General features: G+C 70.4%; 15 protein-coding genes and 1 pseudogene. 10 read left to right on the forward strand and 6 right to left on the reverse strand.

Annotation, left to right across the window (positions count from 1 at the left end; genetic code table 11):
* Positions 1-163 precede the first annotated feature (163 nt).
* The 3 genes and pseudogenes from OG430_RS31810 to OG430_RS31820 all read left to right on the forward strand — a co-directional run bounded on the left by OG430_RS31810 (position 164) and on the right by OG430_RS31820 (position 4,645).
* Positions 164-913: a ComEA family DNA-binding protein gene (locus OG430_RS31810; RefSeq protein ID WP_327356074.1), complete on the forward strand. Its 750-nt coding sequence runs from the start codon at positions 164-166 to the stop codon at positions 911-913.
* Positions 910-3,612: pseudogene (locus OG430_RS31815) on the forward strand (ComEC/Rec2 family competence protein); the annotation flags it as partial. The gene OG430_RS31810 and the pseudogene OG430_RS31815, both read left to right, overlap by 4 nt.
* A gap of 256 nt (positions 3,613-3,868) precedes the next feature.
* On the forward strand, positions 3,869-4,645 hold the full coding sequence (locus OG430_RS31820; protein ID WP_327356075.1) for an arylamine N-acetyltransferase family protein: 777 nt from the start codon (positions 3,869-3,871) through the stop codon (positions 4,643-4,645).
* A 14-nt stretch (positions 4,646-4,659) separates the two neighbouring features.
* On the opposite strand, the gene OG430_RS31825 is transcribed toward OG430_RS31820, so the two are convergent.
* Positions 4,660-4,905 carry a hypothetical protein gene (locus tag OG430_RS31825; protein WP_327356076.1) on the reverse strand — a complete coding sequence of 82 codons (246 nt, stop codon included), beginning with the start codon at positions 4,903-4,905 and terminating at the stop codon, positions 4,660-4,662.
* Positions 4,906-5,006: 101 nt separating this feature from the next.
* On the opposite strand from OG430_RS31825, the gene holA reads away from it, so the two are divergent.
* Entirely contained in the window at positions 5,007-5,996 is a 990-nt protein-coding gene (gene holA / locus OG430_RS31830) for a DNA polymerase III subunit delta (RefSeq protein ID WP_327356077.1), read from the forward strand.
* 252 nt (positions 5,997-6,248) lie between these two features.
* Here holA and rpsT read toward each other — a convergent pair whose 3' ends face one another.
* Complete coding sequence (rpsT, locus tag OG430_RS31835) at positions 6,249-6,515, reverse strand: 30S ribosomal protein S20 (RefSeq protein WP_327356078.1); 267 nt, start codon at positions 6,513-6,515, stop codon at positions 6,249-6,251.
* A gap of 206 nt (positions 6,516-6,721) precedes the next feature.
* On the opposite strand from rpsT, the gene lepA reads away from it, so the two are divergent.
* The 4 genes from lepA (at position 6,722) to OG430_RS31855 (ending at position 11,916) form a co-directional block, all read left to right on the forward strand.
* Positions 6,722-8,587 (forward strand): translation elongation factor 4, encoded by a 1,866-nt coding sequence (gene lepA / locus OG430_RS31840; RefSeq protein WP_327356079.1) that lies wholly within the window; start codon positions 6,722-6,724, stop codon positions 8,585-8,587.
* Between the two features lie 268 nt (positions 8,588-8,855).
* Positions 8,856-9,188, forward strand: a complete 333-nt coding sequence (locus tag OG430_RS31845; protein WP_327356080.1) for a hypothetical protein — start codon at positions 8,856-8,858, stop codon at positions 9,186-9,188.
* A 193-nt stretch (positions 9,189-9,381) separates the two neighbouring features.
* The gene (locus OG430_RS31850; protein WP_327356081.1) at positions 9,382-9,735 is read left to right on the forward strand and encodes a hypothetical protein; all 354 of its coding nucleotides are present in this window, start codon (positions 9,382-9,384) and stop codon (positions 9,733-9,735) included.
* Positions 9,736-10,032: 297 nt separating this feature from the next.
* A complete protein-coding gene (locus OG430_RS31855) occupies positions 10,033-11,916 on the forward strand; it encodes an AMP-dependent synthetase/ligase (RefSeq protein WP_327356082.1) in 1,884 nt (627 codons plus the stop codon).
* Between the two features lie 30 nt (positions 11,917-11,946).
* On the opposite strand, the gene OG430_RS31860 is transcribed toward OG430_RS31855, so the two are convergent.
* Together OG430_RS31860 and OG430_RS31865 are read right to left on the reverse strand one after the other, a co-directional pair.
* A complete protein-coding gene (locus OG430_RS31860; protein ID WP_327356083.1) occupies positions 11,947-12,537 on the reverse strand; it encodes a response regulator in 591 nt (196 codons plus the stop codon).
* 11 nt (positions 12,538-12,548) lie between these two features.
* The gene (locus OG430_RS31865) at positions 12,549-16,694 is read right to left on the reverse strand and encodes a HAMP domain-containing protein (protein ID WP_327356084.1); all 4,146 of its coding nucleotides are present in this window, start codon (positions 16,692-16,694) and stop codon (positions 12,549-12,551) included.
* A gap of 74 nt (positions 16,695-16,768) precedes the next feature.
* On the opposite strand from OG430_RS31865, the gene OG430_RS31870 reads away from it, so the two are divergent.
* On the forward strand, positions 16,769-18,700 hold the full coding sequence (locus OG430_RS31870) for a SpoIIE family protein phosphatase (RefSeq protein ID WP_442816589.1): 1,932 nt from the start codon (positions 16,769-16,771) through the stop codon (positions 18,698-18,700).
* A gap of 27 nt (positions 18,701-18,727) precedes the next feature.
* Positions 18,728-19,960 carry a radical SAM family heme chaperone HemW gene (gene hemW / locus OG430_RS31875; protein WP_327356085.1) on the forward strand — a complete coding sequence of 411 codons (1,233 nt, stop codon included), beginning with the start codon at positions 18,728-18,730 and terminating at the stop codon, positions 19,958-19,960.
* 105 nt (positions 19,961-20,065) lie between these two features.
* Here the strand turns inward: hemW and OG430_RS31880 are convergent, their stop codons facing one another.
* On the reverse strand, positions 20,066-20,875 hold the full coding sequence (locus OG430_RS31880) for a DUF3097 domain-containing protein (protein ID WP_327356086.1): 810 nt from the start codon (positions 20,873-20,875) through the stop codon (positions 20,066-20,068).
* 35 nt (positions 20,876-20,910) lie between these two features.
* The gene (locus OG430_RS31885; RefSeq protein ID WP_327356087.1) at positions 20,911-21,678 is read right to left on the reverse strand and encodes an MBL fold metallo-hydrolase; all 768 of its coding nucleotides are present in this window, start codon (positions 21,676-21,678) and stop codon (positions 20,911-20,913) included.
* Between the last annotated feature and the right edge of the window lie 31 nt (positions 21,679-21,709).

The raw sequence follows: 21,709 nt of genomic DNA on the forward strand, positions 1-21,709 counted from the left end.
CCGGGCTGCGCCTGAGTCGCTGCCTGCTGAGTCGCCTGGTGCTGCTGTCGATGGCCCCGAGGTGACTGCGGGTGCGGGTGCAGGTGTGGCTGCTGCTGAGGCTGAGGCGACCGCGGGCTTGAGCTCGTACGCCCCCTCGGCTGCCGGTGAGGAGAGGGCGCCGGTGCGTCGGGCCCAGGTGGCCCGCCTGTGGCCGGCTGTGCGGGAACGGCTGCCGTTGTGGCTGCAGTTGAGGTGCGGGCTGGAGCGCGGCAGCCTGGTCGCGCTGGCCGCGGTCCTGGTGCTCGCGGCCGGGTTCGCGGTGCAGCACTTCTGGTCGGGGCGGCCGCAGGCGGTGCGGGCGCCGGAGGTGGTGCGCGGCAGTGGTGCGGGCGCAGGCGCGGGAGACATGGCGGCGGCCGGAGCGGGCTCGGAGGCCGGGGATGCCCCGTCTTCGGTGGCGGCCGGGCCGGGAGTCGGGGGTGGTCCCGGTGACCGGATCGTCGTGGACATCGGCGGCAAGGTGCGCAGGCCCGGCATTCACCGACTGCCGCCGGGCTCACGGGTCGAGGACGCGCTGCGGGCGGCGGGCGGGGTGCGGTCGGGCACGGATCTCAGGGGGATCAACCGGGCTCGGGTGCTGGTGGACGGCGAGCAGGTGGTCGTCGGGGCTGCCCCCGGCGCCGCTCCTCCTGTCGCCGGCTCCGGCTCTGGGTCCGGAGCCGGTGCGGGACCGGCGGGCGGCGTGGTCGGCCTCAACTCCGCCACCGCCGAGCAGTTGGACACGTTGCCGGGGGTCGGGCCGGTTCTGGCCCAGCACATCATCGACTACCGCACCGAGCACGGAGGCTTCCGTTCCGTCGAGGAACTGCGCCAGGTGAACGGCATCGGCGACCGCCGCTTCGCGGATCTGCGGAACGCGGTACGGCCATGAGGCGCCCGGCAGTTCACGAGGCGGCCGAGCACCGGCTCGGCGCCTCGCACCCCCGGCAGGAAGGACCGGCCGACCTCCGCCTGGTGCCTCCCGCGCTGGCGGCCTGGGGCACGGCCGCCGTGGCGCTGGGGGGGTCCGCGCGGTGGACCACTGTGGTGGTGGCGGCCTGTGTGGCGCTTGCGATGGGGCTGTTGGTCGTGGAAGTGGTGCGAGGAAGGCGGGGGGCGGCTTCTGAGGGGGATGTGGGTGAGGGGCGTGCGGGCGGGCCCGGGGTGGACCGGGCCGGTGGTTCGATGGGGGGATCGCATGCCGGACCGGTTCGGGGCTTCGGAGCCGCGGCGGGCGGTGGGTGGGGCCGGCTCTCCGTGGCCGCAGCCGTGGCTCTGCTGTGTGCCGGAGCGGCGGCCGCGTCCGCCGGGCTGCACGCGGCGGACCTGCACCGTGGGCCGCTGCCCGACCTCGCCCGTCAATACGCGTACGCCACCGTCGAGTTGGAGGTCACGGAGGATCCCCGGCTGTCCCGCCCGCGCGTACAGGGCGATCGCTTGCCCCGGCCGGGCGTCGTGCTCAAGGCAGACGTCACGCGGGTCGTCACACGCGACGGCGCAGCGACCACGGCTCGGACTCCCGTCCTGCTCCTGGCCCGTGAGCCCACTCCCGGTGAGCCCGGAGAACGCGAGGCCGACACCCGTGGGAGGCCAAGCGGTGCGGGAGCCGCCGACCCCGCGGGCAGCCACGCTCCCGCGGCCCGCGACAGCAGTACAGGCCCCACCTCCTGGCTCGGCCTGCTCCCCTCCACCCGGCTCCGGCTGAGTGTGCGGCTCGCTCCGCCGTTGCCCGGCAGTGACCGGATCGCGGCCGTCCTGCGCGTGCCGGAAGGTGAACCGCCGCACATCATCGGGCAGCCCACTGCCCTCCAACGCACCGCGGGCAGGCTGCGCGCCGGGCTGCGCGAGGCCACCGACGGGCTGGCGCCGGACGCCCGTGCGCTGTTGCCGGGGCTCGTGGTCGGGGATACCTCGCGCGTTCCGATCGAGCTGCAGGACGCGTTCCGGGCCACTGATCTCACCCACCTCCTGGCCGTCTCAGGAAGCAACCTCACCATCGTCCTCGCGCTGCTGATCGGCCCGCCCGGCACCGCGATGCGTGCCGAGCGACGGGGCCTCGCGCCACGGCTCGGCATCTCGCTGAGAGCCACCGCCCTGCTCGGCGGGGCGCTCACCCTCGGCTTCGTCATCGTCTGCAGACCCGACCCGAGCGTGCTGCGCGCCGCCGCCTGCGGGCTGATCGTGCTGCTCGCCATCGGCACGGGGCGGCGCCGGTCACTGATCCCGGCCCTGGCCACCGCGGTCCTGGTCCTGGTGCTGTACGACCCCTGGCTGGCCCGCAGTTACGGCTTCCTGCTCTCCGTCCTCGCCACCGGCGCCCTGCTCACCCTCGCCCCGCGCTGGAGCCAGGCCCTGCAGCGCCGCGGGGTGCCGCCCAGGCTCGCCGAGGCGCTCGCCGCGGCCGCCGCTGCCCAGGCCGTCTGCGCTCCCGTCGTCGCTGTGCTGGCCGCCCGGGTCAGTCTGGTGGCGGTGCCCTGCAACCTGCTCGCCGAGTTCGCGGTGGCGCCGGCCACGGTGCTCGGCTTCGCGGCCCTGGCCGTGACACCGCTGGCGCTGCCGGCCGGTAAGGCGCTGGCCTGGTGCGCCGGTTGGCCCACGGGGTGGATCGCCGACATCGCCCGCACCGGCGCCGCTCTGCCGGGGGCCGGGGTGGACTGGCCGGGAAGTTGGCGGGGCGCGTTCCTGCTGGCGGTCGTCACCGTGGTCGTCGTCCTGCTCGGCCGCAGACTCCTCAGGCACCGTCTGGCTACCCTGGCCTGCGCCCTGCTCCTGCTCCTCGTAGTGCTCCGCCCGGTCCCGCTGACCCGCATGATGACCGGCTGGCCGCCGCCCGGCTGGCGCTTCGCGATGTGTGACGTCGGGCAGGGCGATGCCACCGTCCTCTCGACCGGCGCGGGCACCGCGGTGGTCATCGACGCGGGCCCGGACCCGGTTCTCGTCGACCGCTGCCTGCGCTCGCTCGGTGTCACGCGCATCCCACTCTTGCTGCTCACTCACTTCCACGCGGATCACGTCGCGGGGCTGCCCGGTGTCCTGCGCGGCCGCGCGGTCGGCGCGATTCAGGCGACGGGGCTCCAAGAACCGTGGGACCAGGCCGAGTTCGTACGCGTCCAGGCCGCCGCTCACCGTGTCCCGATGGTCCAGGCGGCAGCGGGGGAGCGGCGCCGGGCCGGGCCGGTGCGCTGGCAGGTCCTCTGGCCCCCCACGGCCGCCATGCCCGCCCCCGCTCCCGAGGGCCCCAACGACGCCAGCGTCACCCTTCTGGTGCGCACCGCGGGAGTGACCCTGCTGCTCACCGGAGACCTCGAACCACCCGCTCAGGAGGCGCTGTTGCGCACCGCCCCGGCCCTGCCGCCCATCGACGTCCTCAAGGTCGCCCACCACGGCTCCGCCTACCAGGACCCCGCTTTCCTGGACCGAGTCCGACCACGGCTCGCGCTGATCTCCTGTGGGACGGGCAATCCGTACGGACACCCCTCACCCCGCACGATCGAGGCGCTGCGGTCCTCGGGTGCGGCCGTCCTGCGTACGGACACGGACGGCGCGATCGCGGTGACCGGAGCGGGCTCCGCCCTGCGCGCGGTGCCCACCGGGGGAGCGCACCGGCAACCGCCCCACCGCGCCGCGGCACGCCAAGGCCAAGACCAAGCCCCAGGTGGTGAGTTCATGCGCGCCTCCCCAGCCACGCAAGGAGTGACCGTGCTGGCGCGTCGGCCCCACCCGAGGCGACGCCCGAAGCCGTCCCCGCTGTCCCCACCGTGCCCGCCATCCCTGCCATGCCCACCGTCCCCACCGGACCCCGGCCACCGCCTGGTCGCCGACGCCGCATCCGGGCCAGACTGGTCCCATGGATCACAACTGGACCGAGGCCTACCTGCGCCGGATCGGTGCGGAGCGGCCTGCCGTACCGACTGCCGGGGCCCTGCGCGACCTGCATCTGCGGCACTTGCGCACGGTCCCCTTCGAGAATCTCTCCATCCACCTCGGCGAGGACATCGAGCTCACCGAGCAGGCCCTGGTCGCCAAGGTCGTGGACGCCCGCCGAGGAGGCTTCTGCTACGAACTGAACGGGGCCTTCGCCCAGTTGCTGCGCTCCCTCGGCTTCCAGGTGACGCTGCTCCAGGCCCGCGTGTACGGCTCCGAGGGGCGTCTCGGCATTCCGTACGACCACATGGCGCTGCGGGTGGACACCTCGGAGGGGCCCTGGCTCGCCGACATCGGGTTCGGCTCGCACAGTCACCTCCCGCTGGCCCTCGACGAGCGGGGCGAGCAGGAGGATCCCGGCGGTACGTTCCGGATCGCCGACGCCCCCGCGGGGGATCTCGACGTCCTCAAGGACGGCAAGCCGGAGTTCCTCCTGGACCGGCGCCCGCGCGAACTCGAGGAGTTCAAGAGCGGCGCCTGGTACCACCGCACCTCGCCCGACTCGCACTTCACCCGGTCGCTGGTCTGCTCCCTGCTCACCGAGCACGGCCGGGTGACGCTCAGCGGCCGCACCCTGACGACCACCGTCGACGGCGAGCGGAAGACCGAGGAACTCAGCACCGACGCCGAAGTCTTCACGGCCTACCGGGAACACTTCGGGATCGCCCTCGACCGGCTCCCCGAGCAGCCCAAGCGCTGACCTGCGGCAGCTCCCTACGGCTCCTCGCGCCAGCCCTCGTACTCCGCGGCGAACTCGTCGAGCGCCGCGGGGTCGAGCCGCCCGTCGGCGTCCGCGAGGACGACCAGCCACTGGGCGTCCTCGGCGTCGTCCTCGCCGGCCAGGGCGTCCCGAAGGATCTGCGGCTCCTCGCCGACGCCGAAGCGCTCGGCGAGCTCCCGCGCCACCTCCTCCGCGGCATCGCGGTCCGGCAGCACCAGCACATGTCGTACGTCACTCACGTGCACATTCTCGCCCACGCGCCGGACCGGCCCGCACGCAGCCCGCCCCGGTATCCCGGCCCGCACCGGACTGTCAGTCCCCCGTGGGATCCTTGACGGCAATGGCCAGGAACCCCGCAAACGACAATCCGCTCGCCCCCGTCACCATCGCGGTGGGCCAGGAGGATCTGCTGCTCGACCGTGCCGTGCAGCAGGTCGTGGCCGCTGCCCGAGCGGCCGACGCCGACACGGACGTGCGTGACCTCACCCCCGACCAACTGCAGCCCGGCACCCTCGACGAGCTGACCAGCCCCTCGCTCTTCGCCGAGCGCAAGGTCGTCGTGGTGCGGAACGCGCAGGATCTGTCCGCCGACACGATCAAGGACGTCAAGACCTACCTCGGCACCCCCGCCGAGGAGATCACCCTCGTCCTGCTGCACGCCGGCGGCGCCAAGGGCAAGGGTCTGCTCGACGCGGCGCGCAAGGCGGGCGCCCGCGAGGTGGCCTGCCCGAAGATGACCAAGCCGGCCGACCGGCTCGCGTTCGTCCGGAGCGAGTTCCGGGCGCTGGGCAGGTCCGCGACGCCCGAGGCCTGCCAGGCCCTGGTCGACTCCATCGGCAGCGATCTGCGCGAGCTGGCGAGCGCCGTGTCCCAGCTGGTCGCGGACGTCGAGGGCACGATCGACGAGGCGATCGTGGGCCGGTACTACACGGGCCGCGCCGAGGCCTCCAGCTTCACCGTCGCCGACCGGGCGGTGGAGGGCAGGGCCGCCGAGGCGCTGGAGGCGCTGCGCTGGTCCCTGTCCACCGGCGTCGCCCCCGTGATGATCACCAGCGCGCTGGCCCAGGGCGTCCGCGCCATCGGCAAGCTCTCCTCGGCCCGCGGCGGCCGCCCCGCCGACCTCGCCCGGGAGCTGGGCATGCCGCCCTGGAAGATCGACCGGGTCCGCCAGCAGATGCGCGGCTGGACGCCGGACGGCGTCGCGGCCGCCCTCAAGGCCGTCGCCGAGGCGGACGCGGGCGTGAAGGGCGGCGGGGACGACCCGGAGTACGCCCTGGAGAAGGCGGTCGTCACGGTGGCCCGGGCGGCCCGCTCCCGGGGCGCCCGCTGAGCCCCGAGCCCAGCACCTGCTTGCCCTTGTACGGGCAGCACAAAGGCCCCGCCCGAAGTCCTGGGGAGGACATCGGCCGGGGCCTTTGCTTGAAGCTTTGGTGCGCCGCACCCGCGTGGCGAACGCAGGCCGTGTGCGGCACGGGGGTGCCGGTCAGGAGCGGAAGAGAGGGCCCGCTTGATCCGTCCCGGCGATCACATCAGGTGAGCTCGGCGGAGTCGGTGAGACTCAGCAGAGCTCGAGTTCAGGAGCTCAGCCCTTGAGGGAGGCAACCTTGGTCGCAAGCGCCGACTTCTTGTTGGCGGCCTGGTTCTTGTGGATGACACCCTTGGAGACAGCCTTGTCGAGCTGACGGTTGGCGGCGCGAAGGGCCGTGGTGGCCTTCTCGACGTCACCCGCGGCGGCAGCCTCACGGGCCTTGCGGACAGCGGTCTTGAGCGACGACTTGACGGCCTTGTTGCGCAGGCGCGCCTTCTCGTTGGTCTTGTTCCGCTTGATCTGGGACTTGATGTTCGCCACGAAAGAGCCTTTTCAGGTTCGATGATTCTTCATTGGGTGTGCCTCCTCGCTGAGAGGGCCAGAAGACACAGCTCACCAGGCTACCAGTGGCCACCCGACCGGCCCAAACCGAGCGCAGTCCGCCGCGCATGGGACGATGGAAGCTACGTATAGATCCGACCCGAGGCCGCAGAGAGCTGCGGACGTCTCAAGAATCAGGACCCTGCGTGCCCGCGACCCCTACGAATGTGCCCGAGCCGAGCCGTACCGACCCGGCTCTGATCCGCAATTTCTGCATCATCGCGCACATCGACCACGGCAAGTCCACGCTCGCCGACCGCATGCTCCAGCTGACCGGAGTGGTCGACCAGCGGCAGATGCGTGCTCAGTACCTCGACCGCATGGACATCGAGCGCGAGCGCGGCATCACGATCAAGTCCCAGGCGGTCCGTCTGCCCTGGGCGCCCACCGAGGGCGACGACCAGGCCAAGACCCACATCCTGAACATGATCGACACCCCGGGACACGTGGACTTCACGTACGAGGTGTCCCGCTCCCTCGCCGCCTGTGAGGGCACGGTCCTCCTTGTCGACGCGGCCCAGGGCATCGAGGCCCAGACGCTCGCGAACCTGTACCTGGCGATGGAGAACGACCTCACCATCGTCCCGGTGCTCAACAAGATCGACCTGCCGGCCGCCCAGCCGGAGAAGTTCTCCGAGGAGCTGGCCAACCTCATCGGCTGCCAGCCGGAGGACGTGCTGAAGGTCTCGGCGAAGACCGGCGTCGGCGTGGACGCGCTGCTCGACCGCGTGGTCCGGGACGTCCCGGCCCCGGTCGGCATCAAGGACGCCCCCGCCCGCGCGATGATCTTCGACTCGGTCTATGACTCGTACCGCGGTGTGGTGACGTACGTACGAGTCGTCGACGGTCAGCTCAACAAGCGCGAGCGGATCCGGATGATGTCCACCGGAGCCACCCACGAGCTGCTCGAGATCGGTGTCTCCTCGCCGGAGATGACCCCGGCCGACGGCATCGGCGTCGGTGAGGTGGGCTACATCATCACCGGCGTGAAGGACGTCCGGCAGTCCAAGGTCGGTGACACCATCACCTCGCTGCACAAGGGCGCCACGGAGGCCCTGGGCGGCTACAAGGACCCCAAGCCGATGGTGTTCTCGGGCCTGTATCCGCTGGACGGCTCGGAGTACCCCGACCTGCGCGAGGCCCTCGACAAGCTGCAGCTCAACGATGCCGCGCTGGTCTACGAGCCGGAGACCTCCGCGGCCCTCGGCTTCGGCTTCCGCGTCGGCTTCCTCGGCCTGCTGCACCTGGACGTGATCCGCGAGCGCCTGGAGCGCGAGTTCGGCCTCGACCTGATCGCCACCGCCCCCAACGTGGTCTACCGCGTGGTCATGGAGGACGGCACCGAGCACACGGTCACCAACCCGAGCGAGTTCCCCGAAGGCAAGATCGACAAGGTCTTCGAGCCCGTCGTACGCGCCACGATCCTCGCCCCCAGCGAGTTCATCGGCTCGATCATGGAGCTCTGCCAGACCCGTCGCGGCACGCTCCTCGGCATGGACTACCTCTCTGAGGACCGTGTCGAGATCCGCTACACGCTGCCGCTCGCGGAGATCGTCTTCGACTTCTTCGACCAGCTGAAGTCCAAGACCCGTGGCTACGCCTCGCTGGACTACGAGCCCACGGGCGAGCAGTCCGCCAGCCTGGTCAAGGTCGACATCCTGCTGCACGGCGACAAGGTCGACGCCTTCTCCGCCGTCACGCACAAGGACGCGGCGTACGCGTACGGCGTGCGGCTCGTGGCGAAGCTTCGCGAGCTCATCCCGCGGCAGGCCTTCGAGGTGCCCATCCAGGCCGCCATCGGCTCCCGTGTCATCGCCCGCGAGACCATCCGTGCCATCCGCAAGGACGTCCTCGCCAAGTGCTACGGCGGTGACATCTCGCGTAAGCGCAAGCTGCTCGAGAAGCAGAAGGAAGGCAAGAAGCGCATGAAGATGGTCGGCTCCGTGGAGGTCCCGCAGGAGGCCTTCATCGCGGTGCTCTCCAGCGACGAGAGCGCTTCGAAGAAGAAGTAGCCCGACCGCTCGACCCTCCGCCGGGCCGCCAGGCTCAGCGAAAGGCGCCCGTCCCCCACCGGACGGGCGCCTTTTGCGTTGATGTGTCAATTGGAAAAGCGCTTGCGGCATCCGAGTGAATGCCAAAAAAGCCTCAGATTTAGAGTTTCCGCAGGCAGGGGCGTCCCGTTACGAAGGGTGGCAGCGGCGTTCCGAGCGGCCAGCAAGACGCTCGGGCGGCACGACGGTCGTGACCGTGAAGAACGCCGCTACAGAAAGGGATTTCAAAGTGAAGTACTCGAAGGCTGCTGCGCTCGTTGCCGGTTCCGTCATGGCCCTTGGTGTTGCCTCGCCCGCCTTCGCGGACGACGTCGACAACGCTCCGGCGAAGGACGACAACCAGCTGGCGAAGAGCAGCACGGTCTCGAACACGGACGTCAAGAACCCGCTGAAGGACGTCAACGCCGAGGTCGTCGTGGGTGCGCTCGGCAAGGTCGCCGACAAGCTCGCCACGAAGAACGACCTGGCGTCGAAGACCAACGCGCTGGCCGGCGCCACCAAGGGTGCCTCCGGCTCCCTCCCGGGCTCGGGCCTGGTCGGCGGCATGCCGATCGGCGGCTGAATCACTCAGGCGCATACCCTGCCGTTTCCTCGAGCGGCGGCAAGGTGAATCGCGGGCCCGGCGCATTGCGCCGGGCCCGCATTTTATTTGTATTCCTAATGGGCCCTTGGGGTGTTTTGTGTGTGCAGATGAATTATCGCCGTTAGATTGGCCCAATTCTGGTTACCGTTCCTGTTTGAAGGAGGTAATTCCCATGAACAAGAACGTGATGATGCGGGCGGCCGGTGTGGTCTGCACGGCGGTTCTGCTGCTCGGCGCCGGTACCTCGGTGGCTTCCGCGGCCGGGCCGAAGCCGCCCAAGGCGGATGCCACCGCCACGGTCGATGCCGCTGCCGCGGTGGAGAGCAACGTGGACGTCGGCCTCGACGTCGGCGCGCTGGTCGACATCGGCGTCAACAGCCAAGTCAACGGCGCCAACGCCGACACCGGTGCGAAGGTGAACGGTCCGGCGGGCATCTCGACTTCGCTGACCAACGAGACCAACGTCGGGCTCGATGTCGACATCCTCGCCGACCTCATCGCCGGGGTCGGAGCCTCGGTCACCTGAGGCACGGCTCTCGCTTCGGGCAGAGGCCCGCCACGCACCTCGCGTGGCGGGCCTCTTCTCGTGTCCCGACGTGGCGTGCTTTTTCCCGTGCTCCGACCGGTTGCGACCAGCAACGGTCTCTGTAGGAAGTGACAGGCCGCCGCCCCTTACGCGCCGGGCCGGAGCGCTCTACTCTGATCACTGCTCGATGGTTACTCGCCAGTTAAACAAGCAGCCGCACCAGCAGCCGCAAGCAGGGCAGCCGCAAGCAAGCCGCAGCAAGCCAGTCGCATGCACTGTCGCGGGCCGGAGGATGTCGTGAGCGACACACAGACCATGATCGAGAACCGACCGCCCTCCGTGGCGAACCTCTTCCTGGAGCGCGTGGCGGCCACGCCGAACGGCGAGGCCTACCGTTATCCGGTGGCCTCGGGCGAGGGGCCCGACGACTGGAAGTCGCTGAGCTGGGAACAGGCCTCGACGCGGGTCTTCGCGATCGCAGCCGGACTGATCGACCTGGGCGTACAGGCGGAGCAGCGGGTCGCGCTCGCCTCCGACACCCGGATCGAGTGGATCCTCGCCGACCTCGGCATCCTGTGCGCGGGCGCGGCCACGACGACCGTCTACTCCTCGACGAACGCCGAGGAATCCGCGTACATCCTGTCCGACTCGGACAGTCGGGTGCTGATCGCCGAGAACGCCGCGCAGCTGGCCAAGGCGCGGGAGCGCCGGGCCGAACTGCCGGAGCTCCAGCACGTCGTGGTCATCGACGCGGACGGCGACCTCGCGGCCGAGGGCGACCCCGAGGGCTGGGTGCTCTCGCTCGCCGACCTCGAGGCGCGCGGTGCGGCCTATCTGGAGAAGAACCCGGACGCGGTCAAGGAGCGGATCGGCGCCATCACCGCCGACCAACTGGCCACGATCATCTACACCTCGGGCACCACGGGTAAGCCCAAGGGCGTGCGCCTTCCGCACGACAACTGGTCGTACATGGCGAAGGCCATCGCGGCGACGGGCCTGCTCAACTCCGAAGACGTGCAGTACCTGTGGCTGCCGCTCGCGCACGTCTTCGGCAAGGTGCTCACCAGCGGGCAGATCGAGCTGGGGCACGTGACCGCCGTCGACGGGCGGATCGACAAGATCATCGAGAATCTGCCGGTGGTCCAGCCGACCTACATGGCGGCCGTGCCGCGGATCTTCGAGAAGGTCTACAACGGTGTCGCGGCCAAGGCGCGGGCCGCCGGCGGCGCCAAGTACAAGATCTTCCTGTGGGCGGCCGGGGTCGCCCGCGAGTACGCGAAGGTCAGCCAGGACAACTTCCGCAGGACCGGGACGGCTTCGGTGCCGTTCGGGCTCGGGGCCAAGCACAAGGTCGCCGACGCCCTCGTCTACAGCAAGCTGCGGGAGGCCTTCGGCGGCCGGATGCGGGCCTGTGTGTCGGGGTCCGCCGCGCTCGCGCCGGAGATCGGCTACTTCTTCGCCGGTGCCGGCATCCACATCCTCGAGGGGTACGGACTCACCGAGTCCAGTGCCGCTTCCTTCGTCAACCCCGGTGAGGCGTATCGCACCGGCACCGTCGGCAAGCCGCTGCCCGGCACCGAGGTGCGCATCGCGGACGACGGCGAGATCCTGCTGCGCGGCCCCGGCATCATGGAGGGCTACCACGGTCTGCCCGAGAAGACCGCCGAAGTCCTGGAGAGCGACGGGTGGTTCCACACCGGGGACATCGGTGAGCTGTCCGCGGACGGGTACCTGAGGATCACGGACCGGAAGAAGGACCTGATCAAGACGTCCGGCGGCAAGTACATCTCGCCCGCCGAGGTCGAGGGCCAGTTCAAGGCCGTCTGCCCGTACGTCTCCAACGTCCTGGTGCACGGCGCCGACCGGAACTTCTGCACCGCGCTGATCGCCCTCGACGAGCCTGCGATCCTCGGCTGGGCCGAGGAGCAGGGCATCACCGGGAAGTCCTACGCCGAGGTGGTCGCCGACCAGCGGACCGTCGCGCTCGTCGACGGCTACGTACAGGAGCTGAACCAGGGTCTGCAGCGCTGGCAGACGATCAAGAAGTTCCGGCTCCTGCCGCGTGATCTCGACGTCGAGCACGGCGAGTTGACGCCCAGCCTGAAGTTGAAGCGGCCGGTCGTCGAGCGCGCCTACAAGGAGCTCATCGACGACATGTACGCCGGTACCCGCGAGGCGTAGCAGCGGACCAAGGGCGGCGTGGGTACGGCCTCAGTGGCCGGGCCCGCGCCGCATTTGTGTCAGGACCTCCTCCATGCGCGTCAGATGAGCGCGCATCTCCCGGGCCTCGGCCTCGTCGTCCTCGCGTGCCGCCAGGTGTTCCTCGATCGCCGTGAGACGTGACGACAGCTCCTCGAACTGGGCCTGCTCGCGGGCGAGCAGGCGCTCCAACTCCTTGTTCTTGCGGTACAGATCGAGGAAGACGGTCACCTTGGCGCGCAGCACCCAGGGGTCGAAAGGTTTTGTCAGGTAGTCCGCGGCGCCCGTCGCGTAGCCGCGGAAGGCATAGCCCGTGTCGGCGTCCGTACCGGTCAGGAAGATGATCGGGACGTCCTTGGTCTGGTCGAGCCGCTTGATGTTCGCGGCGGTCTCGAAGCCGTCCATCCCGGGCATCCGGACGTCCAGGAGGACCAGCGCGAAGGGCTGTCGAAGCAGCGCCTTCATCGCCTCCTCGCCGGAACGCGCCCGGATCAGTGGTTCGTTCAATGACCCCAGGACGGCTTCGAGAGCGATCAAGTTGTCCTCCATGTCGTCGACAAGGAGGATGCTTGCGCGGTCGTCGGTCGAAACCTCAGTGCTCATGCTGGTAACGCCTACTCACTGATCGGCGGGGAGGCGGCCTCCCCAAGGCTGCCGTCCTGCCCCGGTGCGTTGCTTGCGTCGAGAGGCTGCTCCGATTCCAAGCCCTCGGGGTCCAGGAGAGCGCAGACGACGGTGAGCAACCGGTCCACGTCCACTGGCTTGGGTACGTAATCGTTGGCGCCGCTCGCGATGGACTTCTCCCGGTCTCCGGGCATGGCCTTGGCGGTCAGCGCGATGATCGGGACGTTCGCCCAGCGAGGCGTCCGGCGGATGACGGAAATGGTTTCGTAGCCGTCCATTTCCGGCATCATGATGTCCATCAGTACGAGCTCGGTGTCGGGATTGCGCTCAAGCGTCTCGATGCCTTCCCTGCCGTTCTCCGCGTACAGGACGGGCATGCCCACGCGGCCGAGGACATGCGTCAGGGCGAAGACGTTGCGGATGTCGTCGTCGATGATCAGGACCCGGCGGCCCGGCAACACGGTGCCGGCGCGTCCCGTGCGCCACGCCTCCAGCTTGGTCGGTGCGGGCCAGGCCTCCTCCTGGTCGTAGGCGACGACCGCGTCGTCCACCGACTGTTCGGGCAGCCTCGGCGTCCGTGGCTCGTACTCGGGGCCGTCCGGGCTGTCGAAAGCGGCGTGCGAGGCGGGGATGTACAGCGTGAAGATGGATCCCTTCCCGGGGTCGCTGGTGGCGATGATGCGGCCGCCGAGGAGGCCGGCGATCTCGCGGCTGATGGAGAGGCCGAGGCCGGTGCCGCCGTACTTGCGGTTGGTGGTTCCGTCCGCCTGCTGGAACGCCTCGAAGATCACCGGGAGTTTCTCCGGGGCGATGCCGATCCCGGTGTCCAGGACCTCGAAGGCGAGCAGGTCGTCGTTGTCCGAGACGACCTCCGCGTCGCGGACCCGGGTGACCCGCAGCTCGACCTTGCCGGACGCGGTGAACTTGACCGCGTTGGACAGCAGGTTGCGCAGGATCTGCTGCAGGCGCTGCTCGTCCGAGTAGATCTCGCGCGGTACTCCTTCGCCCACTGCCACCTCGAAGGCGAGGCCCCGGTCCAGGGTGAGCGGGCGGAAGGTGGCGTGCACGTAGTCGAGCAGTTTGATCAGCGGGAGCTTCTTCGGGCGTACGTCCATCCGGCCGGCCTCGATCTTCGACAGGTCGAGGATGTCGTTGATCAGCTGGAGAAGATCCGTGCCCGAGCGGTGGATGGTGGTCGCGAACTGCACCTCCTGGTCGTTGAGATGGTTCTCCGGGTTGTCGGAGAGCAGCCGGGCGAGGATCAGCAGGGAGTTCAGCGGGGTGCGCAGCTCGTGCGACATGTTCGCCAGGAACTCCGACTTGTACTGGGAGCTGGTGGCGAGCAGGGCCGCCTTCTCCTCCAACGCGGCGTTCGAGCGCTGCAGTTCGGCCTGCTGGCGCTGCAGTTCGTCCGAGCGCTCCTGCAGCTGCAGGGCCAGGCGCTGGGACTCGCCGAGCAGGGATTCCGTACGGGAGTTGGCGATGATGGTGTTGATCGCGACGCCGATGGTGTTCACGAACTGGTCGAAGAACGCCAGGTGGACATCGGAGAACCGGGAGAACGTGGCCAGCTCGATCACGCCGAGCAGCCGGTCCTCGAAGAGGATCGGGATGATCACGACACTGCTAGGAGAGGCCTCGCCCAGACCTGAGTTGATCTTGATGTAGTCCGGCGGCGCGTCCTCCATCAGGATGCGCTTCTTCTCCAGCGCCGCCTGCCGCACCAGACCGTGCACCGGCATCCCGCCGGCCTCGACGACCGCGCCCTGCGCCGATCCGTACCCGGCGATGAAGGCGAGTCCCTTGGACGGAGTCGCCGTACGCAGCGGAGCGCTCTCGTCGTCCGGGTCGGCCAGGAAGAACGCGCCGTACTGCGCGTTCACCAGCGGGGTCAGCTCGCGCAGGATCAGGTCGGCGACCTCCATCAGGTCCCGGTGGCCCTGCATCAGGCCCGCCAGACGGGCCAGGTTCGACTCCAGCCAGTCCTTGGCGCGGGTGGTCTCGCGGAGGTTGGACACCATCAGGTTGATGTTGTCCTTGAGCTCGGCGACCTCGCCCTGGGTCTCCACCGTGATGGCGCGGGACATGTCGCCCTGGGTCACCGCGGAGGCGACCTCGGCGATGGCGCGGACCTGGGTGGTGAGGTTGGAGGCCAGCTCGTTCACGTTGGTCGTCAGACGCTTCCAGGTGCCGGAGACGCCCTCCACCCGGGCCTGGCCGCCCAGTTGGCCCTCGGAGCCCACCTCGCGGGCCACTCGGGTCACCTCGGAGGCGAAGGCGGACAGGGTGTCCACCATGGTGTTGATGGTGGACTTGAGCTCCAGGATCTCGCCGCGCGCGTCCACGTCGATCTTCTTCGACAGGTCGCCCTGCGCCACCGACGTGGCGACCTGGGCGATGTTCCGCACCTGTGAAGTGAGGTTGTCCGCCATGTAGTTGACGTTGTCGGTCAAGTCGCGCCAGACGCCGGAGACGCCCTCCACCCGGGCCCGGCCGCCGAGCCGGCCGTCCGTGCCGACCTCGCGGGCGACCCGGGTCACCTCGTCGGCGAAGGCGCGCAACTGCTCCACCATGGTGTTGATGGTGTCCTTGAGCTCCAGGATCTCGCCCCGGGCATCCACGGTGATCTTCTTGGACAGATCGCCGTTGGCGACGGCCGTGGTGACCTGGGCGACGTTGCGCACCTGGGACGTCAGGTTCAGCGCCATGAAGTTGACGTTGTCCGTCAGCTCTTCCCACACGCCCGATACGCCGCGGACCTGGGCCTGGCCGCCGAGGTTGCCCTCGGTGCCGACCTCGCGGGCGACCCGGGTGACCTCGTCGGCGAAGGCGGACAGCTGGTCCACCATGGTGTTGATGGTGGTCTTGAGCTCCAGGATCTCGCCCTTGGCCTCGACCGTGATCTTCTTCGACAGGTCGCCCTGGGCGACGGCCGTGGAGACGAGGGCGATGTTTCGGACCTGGGAAGTCAGGTTGTCCGCCATGAAGTTGACGTTCTCCGTCAGGTCCTTCCACACGCCGGAGACGCCCCGGACATGCGCCTGACCGCCCAACTGCCCTTCGGTGCCGACCTCGCGGGCCACGCGGGTGACCTCGTCGGCGAAGGCGGACAGCTGGTCCACCATCGTGTTCACCGTCGACTTGAGCTCCAGGATCTCGCCCTGGGCGGAGACGGTGATCTTCTGGGACAGGTCGCCGTTGGCGACGGCGGTGGTGACCTGCGCGATGTTGCGGACCTGGGACGTCAGGTTCGACGCCATGAAGTTCACGTTGTCCGTGAGGTCCTTCCAGACCCCGGAGGCGCCCCTGACCTGGGCGCGGCCGCCCAACTGCCCCTCGGTGCCGACCTCGCGGGCCACGCGGGTGACCTCGTCGGCGAAGGCGGACAGCTGGTCCACCATCGTGTTCACCGTGAGCTTCAGTTCGAGCAGCTCACCGGTCGCCTCGACGGTGACCGTACGCGTCAGGTCACCGCTCGCCACGGCCGTGGTCACCGCGGCGATGTCCCGGACCTGGGCGGTGAGCCGGGCCGCCATGGTGTTGACGGCCTCCGTTACGTCGCGCCAACTCCCGGACAGGCCCTGGGCCTTGGCCCGGCCCCCGAGCCGCCCCTGCGTGCCCACCTCGCGCGAGACGCGGGTGACTTCGCTGGTGAAGAGGGAGAGCTGGTCGACCATCTTGTTGACGGCGCGTCCCAAGTGGCGCAAATCGCCCCTCAGTTGGCGGGTGCCGTCGTGCAGGTCGACCCGCTGGGTGAGGTCGCCGCCGGCCACCGCGTCCAGCACCCGCGTCGCGTTCGCCGCGGGTGCCACCAGCGCGTCCACCAACGTGTTCGCATCGCGCACCGTCGAGGACCAGGAGCCCTGGCCGGGCGACGCGGCGAGCCGCTCGTCCAGCCTGCCGTGCCGCACGACCTCGCGGCGCAACCGGGCCAGCTCGGAGGACAGATGCTCGTTCCGGTCGGCGACCTGGTTGAACACCGCTGCAAGCTCGGCCGGGATCCCCGCCTCGCCTTCCGGCGCGCGGATGCGGAAGTCCCCGTCCCGCAGGGCGGTCATCGCGGCCAGCAGGGGGCGGAGTTCGGAGGCCCGAAACTGACCGTTTGAAAGCACGGACGTACCACTGTTCTCACTCATGGCGGCCCACTTCAGTAACTCGGCGCTTATGGGCGAGGCCAGTCTGTCACTCTGTCCGTGTTGCTTGAGACGTAATGCCCGAACTGCTCGGGAGCCGCACTGTGGGGTCCATTCCAATGCAGCGGGAGACCGCTTTCAGCCAGCCACTTCCGCTGGCCCGCCGTCATGCCGGGCGGGCCTGTTCCAGCACTTCCCTGCCCGGGAACCCGCTCGCGCCCGCGGCCGCCCGCCGCTTCGTCCGGGCCGCGCTCGCCGACTGGACCGAGACCGCGCTGCCCGCGTCGGACGGCTTCACGGACCGGCTCACGGACGACGCGGTGGTCCTCGTCAGTGAACTGGTCACCAACGCCGTGGTGCACGCCGGCACCAACGTCGAACTGACCTGCCGGATGGAGTACGCGGACGACTCGCCGGACGGCGAGGGCACCTCCCTCATGCTGGAGGTCACCGACCACCACCCCGCCCGCGCCGTGCAGGGCGAGACCCTGCCGCCCGAACGGGGCATCTCCATCGCCGAGTACGGCCGCGGCCTCCAGCTCGTCGCCTGCCTCTCCGAGTCCTGGGGCATCACCTACCGCACCGGCTCCAAGACCGTCTGGGCCCGCCTCCCCGTAGACGGCGTGCAGGCCGCACGGCAGCTCGAGGCGTACGCGGCCGACCAGGCCCTGGAACGCGGTCTCAGGGTCGCCGAGATCCTCGACCCCACGCCCAAGCGGTCCAGGGAGCGGGGCGACTGGGAGCAGCGCGGCGCCCTCGCCTTCCTCGCCGAGGCCTCCGACCTGCTCGCCGGGCAGCTCGACGAGGACATGGTCGCCGCCCTCGCCGGCCAGCTGATCGTGCCCCGCCTCGCCGACTGGTGCGCGATCTGGCTCGACAGCGAGTCCGGGCCCGCCGTCGCGCCGCGGCTCTCCCGCGTCTGGCACTACAAGGAGAGCTGCATCGAGGAACTGCGCCGCGTCCTGGAGAAGGACCCGCCGCTGTTCACCGGCCTCCCGCACAGCGGCCCGCTGCCCGTGCCCTGGCCCGGCGAGAACGTCGGCGAGTTCACCGGGAGCGCGGTCGCCTACCGCCTGGTCGCGGGCGGCCGCGGGCTCGGCACCCTGCTGCTCGGCCGGACCGGTCTGCAGCGCTTCCCGGACGAAGTCACCGCCCTGCTCGACGACTTCAGCCGCCGCGTCGCCCTCGCGATCGGCGCCGCCCGCCAGTACGCCCGGCAGGCCACCATCAGTCGCGTACTGCAGCGCGGACTGCTGCCCAGCGCCGTCGCCGAGGTCCCAGGACTGGAGACCGCCCTCGTCTACGAACCGCGCGGCGAGGGCCTCGCAGGCGGTGACTTCTACGACGTCTTCCCGGCAGGCGACGGCCGCTGGTGCTTCGCCCTCGGCGACGTCTGCGGGAACGGCCCGGAGGCCGCCGTCGTCACCGGCCTCGCCCGCCCCTGGCTGCGCCTGCTCGCCCGCGAGGGCTACCAGGTCGCCGACGTCCTCGACCGCCTCAACCGCCTGCTCCTCGACGACGCCATGGAAGCCGCCGAGTCCGCGGCCCGCGCCGTCGCCGAGGCGGGCGGGGTCGGGCTGCACGACGACGGCTCACCGACCCGCTTCCTGTCCCTCCTCTACGGCGAGCTGATCCCCACCGACGAGGGCGTGCGCTGCACCCTCGCCAGCGCCGGACACCCGCTGCCGCTGCTCCTGCGCCCCGACGGCAACGTACGGGCGACGGCCGAACCGCAGGTGCTGCTCGGCGTCCTCGACGGCGCGGAGTACTGCAGCGACTCCTTCGTCCTGGCCCCCGGCGAGACCCTGCTCTGCGTCACCGACGGCGTCACGGAGCGCCGCTCGGGCCGCCGCCAGCTCGACGACGGGGACGGCCTCGCCACGGCCCTCGCCGCCTGCGCCGGACTCACCGCGCCCCTCGTCGCCGAGCGCATCCGGCGCCTCGTGCACGACTTCTCCGAGGTCCCGGCCGACGACGACATGGCGCTGCTCGTCCTCCAGGCACGGTGACCCGGCGGCGTACCGGACAATGGGTGCATGCCTTCCGCACTCCCCGACGGTGAGCCCGTCCCCGACGACGGCTCGCTGCCCGCCTCCGCCCTGACCGGGGCGGCCGCGCGCCCGCTCGGGTTCTACCTCCACGTGCCGTACTGCGCGACGCGCTGCGGCTACTGCGACTTCAACACCTACACCGCGAGCGAGCTGCGCGGGCCGGACGGGGCGCTCGCGTCACGGGACTCGTACGCCGGTCATCTCGTCGAGGAGATCCGGCTGGCCCGCAAGGTCCTCGGCGACGATCCGCGCGCGGTGCAGACCGTCTTCGTCGGTGGCGGTACGCCGACGCTGCTGCCCGCGGCGGACCTGGTGCGGGTCCTTGGGGCGGTACGCGACGAGTTCGGCCTCGCCCCGGACGCGGAGGTCACGACCGAGGCCAACCCGGACTCCGTGGACCCCGCGTACCTCGCCGAGCTGCGCGAGGGCGGGTTCAACCGGGTCTCGTTCGGGATGCAGAGCGCCCGGCAGCACGTGCTTCAGGTGCTCGACCGTACGCATACGCCGGGACGGCCGGAGGCGTGTGTCGCGGAGGCGCGGGCGGCGGGGTTCGCGCATGTGAACCTTGACCTGATCTATGGCACGCCGGGGGAGTCGGACGACGACTGGCGGGCGTCGCTCTCCGCCGCCCTGGGCGCGGGGCCGGATCACATCTCCGCCTACGCGTTGATCGTGGAGGAAGGGACGCAGCTCGCTCGCCGTATTCGGCGGGGTGAAGTGCCGATGACCGATGACGATGTGCATGCGGATCGGTATCTGATCGCCGATTCCGTGCTGGCCGAGGCCGGGTTCTCCTGGTACGAGGTGTCCAATTGGGCGACCTCGGAGGCCGGGCGGTGTTTGCACAACGAGCTTTACTGGCGGGGGGCCGACTGGTGGGGTGCGGGCCCCGGGGCCCACTCCCATGTGGGTGGGGTGCGGTGGTGGAACGTCAAGCATCCCGGGGCTTATGCCGGGCGGCTTGCGGCTGGTTCGTCGCCCGGGGCCGGGCGGGAGCTGCTCTCTGCCGAGGACCGGCGGGTCGAGCGGATTCTGTTGGAGCTTCGGCTCCGGGAGGGTGTTTCGCTTTCGCTGCTTCGGCCGGCGGGGCTTGCGGCGGCTCAGCGTGCGCTGGGCGAAGGGTTGCTCGAAGGTGAGGCTTTTGCCTCGGGGCAGGCTGTGTTGACCTTGCGGGGGCGGTTGTTGGCTGATGCGGTCGTTCGGGATCTGGTGGACTGATTTTCTCCCCGCCCCGCCCCTTCCCGTAAGGCTGCCGCCGGCTTCAAAGACTGTCCTCAAACGCCGGACGGGCTGGTAAACCAGCCCGTCCGGCGTCGGGGGGGATCAATCTTGTGGCGCCGTCACGAAGTCGATCAACTCCTCGACGCGGCCAAGGAGTTCCGGCTCCAGGTCTCGGTACGAGTGGACCGAGGACAGGATCCGCTGCCACGCGGCGCCCGTGTTCTCCGGCCACCCGAGGGACCGGCAGACCCCCGTCTTCCAGTCCTGCCCACGCGGCACCCGGGGCCACCCCGCGATGCCCACCGACGAAGGCTTCACCGCTTCCCAGACGTCGATGTACGGGTGGCCCACCACCAGCGCGTACTCGCTCGACACGGCCGCCGCGATGCGGGACTCCTTCGAACCCGGGACCAGGTGGTCCACCAGGATGCCGAGGCGGGCCTCCGCGTCGGGGGCGAAGTCCGTGACGATCGCGGGGAGGTCGTCGATGCCCTCCAGGTATTCGACGACCACGCCCTCGATGCGGAGGTCGTCGCCCCACACCCGCTCCACCAGCTCCGCGTCGTGCCGGCCCTCCACGTAGATGCGGCCCGCGCGGGCGACCCGGGCCCTGGCGCCGGGGACCGCCACCGAACCCGAGGCCGTACGAGTGGGACGTGCCGGAGATGCCGCCGAGGGGCGGACCAGGGTGACGACCTTGCCGTCCAGGAGGAAGCCGCGCGGCTCCAGCGGGAACACCCGGTGCTTGCCGAAGCGGTCCTCGAGCGTGACCGTGCCCGCCTCGCAGCGGATCACCGCCCCGCAGAAACCGGTGGCGGCCTCCTCGACCACGAGATCGGTCTCCGCCTCCACCGTCGGCACCGGCTTCGGCTTCTTCCAGGGCGGGGTCAGGTCGGGGCTGTAGCTGCGCATTCGGCCGACGATAGGAAAAGGGGACGGGAGCGCAACTACGACACGCCGTAACGCGCCGCCAGGCTGTCCCGCTGGGCCCGGACAAAGGCCGCATCCACCACGGAACCGTGGCCGGGGACGTACAGGGCGTCCTCGCCGCCGAGTTCCAGGAGGCGGTCGAGGGCGCGCGGCCACTGCGACGGCATCGCGTCCGGGCCGGCCTGTGGCTCGCCCGACTCCTCCACCAAGTCGCCGCAGAAGACGATCTCCGGAGAGCCGGAAGTGCCGGATGTGCCGGATGTGCCGGGGACGAGGACCGCCAGGTCGTGGCCCGTGTGGCCAGGGCCGACGTTCGCGAGCAGCACCTGGGTCCCGCCGCCCAGGTCGAGCGTCCACTCGCTGCACACCAGGTGGTGCGGGTGCACCAGGAGATCCGCTGCCTCGCCCGCGGCCTTCGGCGCGACTCCGTGGCGTACCGCGTCCGCGGCCAGCTCGTCCCGGCCGCGCGCGAAGACCGTGTCCAGGCCCACCGCGCCGTACACCTCGACCCCCGCGAAGGCGGCCGCGCCCAGGACGTGGTCGAAGTGCGGATGGGTCAGCGCCAGGTGGGTCACCCGCCGGCCCCCGCCGAGCAGCCGCTGGGCCTGCGCCCGCAGCTCGGAACCCTCACGCAACGTAGAACCCGCATCGATCATGAGGGCCGCGCCCTCGCCCGCGACGAGCCCGACCGTGCAGTCCCAGCCGGGCAGGCGGCGACGGCCCACTGAGGGGGCGAGCTGCTCCCAGTCGGCCCCGGCGTCCTGCTGGTCCCAAGTCAACTGCATGGAACGAAGCTAACCCCGTGCGCGTGGCCCG

This window comes from Streptomyces sp. NBC_01304 (assembly GCF_035975855.1).
Taxonomy (GTDB): Bacteria; Actinomycetota; Actinomycetes; order Streptomycetales; family Streptomycetaceae; genus Streptomyces.

Bases quoted from the DNA above. Each gene is read 5' to 3' on its own strand.
- OG430_RS31820 (WP_327356075.1), top strand. From the start codon at position 3,869: ATGGATCACAACTGGACCGAGGCCTACCTGCGCCGGATCGGTGCGGAG.
- holA (WP_327356077.1), top strand. From the start codon at position 5,007: ATGGCCAGGAACCCCGCAAACGACAATCCGCTCGCCCCCGTCACCATC.
- OG430_RS31850 (WP_327356081.1), top strand. From the start codon at position 9,382: ATGAACAAGAACGTGATGATGCGGGCGGCCGGTGTGGTCTGCACGGCG.
- OG430_RS31860 (WP_327356083.1), bottom strand. From the start codon at position 12,537: ATGAGCACTGAGGTTTCGACCGACGACCGCGCAAGCATCCTCCTTGTC.
- OG430_RS31865 (WP_327356084.1), bottom strand. From the start codon at position 16,694: ATGAGTGAGAACAGTGGTACGTCCGTGCTTTCAAACGGTCAGTTTCGG.
- OG430_RS31870 (WP_442816589.1), top strand. From the start codon at position 16,769: ATGCCCGAACTGCTCGGGAGCCGCACTGTGGGGTCCATTCCAATGCAG.
- hemW (WP_327356085.1), top strand. From the start codon at position 18,728: ATGCCTTCCGCACTCCCCGACGGTGAGCCCGTCCCCGACGACGGCTCG.
- OG430_RS31880 (WP_327356086.1), bottom strand. From the start codon at position 20,875: ATGCGCAGCTACAGCCCCGACCTGACCCCGCCCTGGAAGAAGCCGAAG.
- OG430_RS31885 (WP_327356087.1), bottom strand. From the start codon at position 21,678: ATGCAGTTGACTTGGGACCAGCAGGACGCCGGGGCCGACTGGGAGCAG.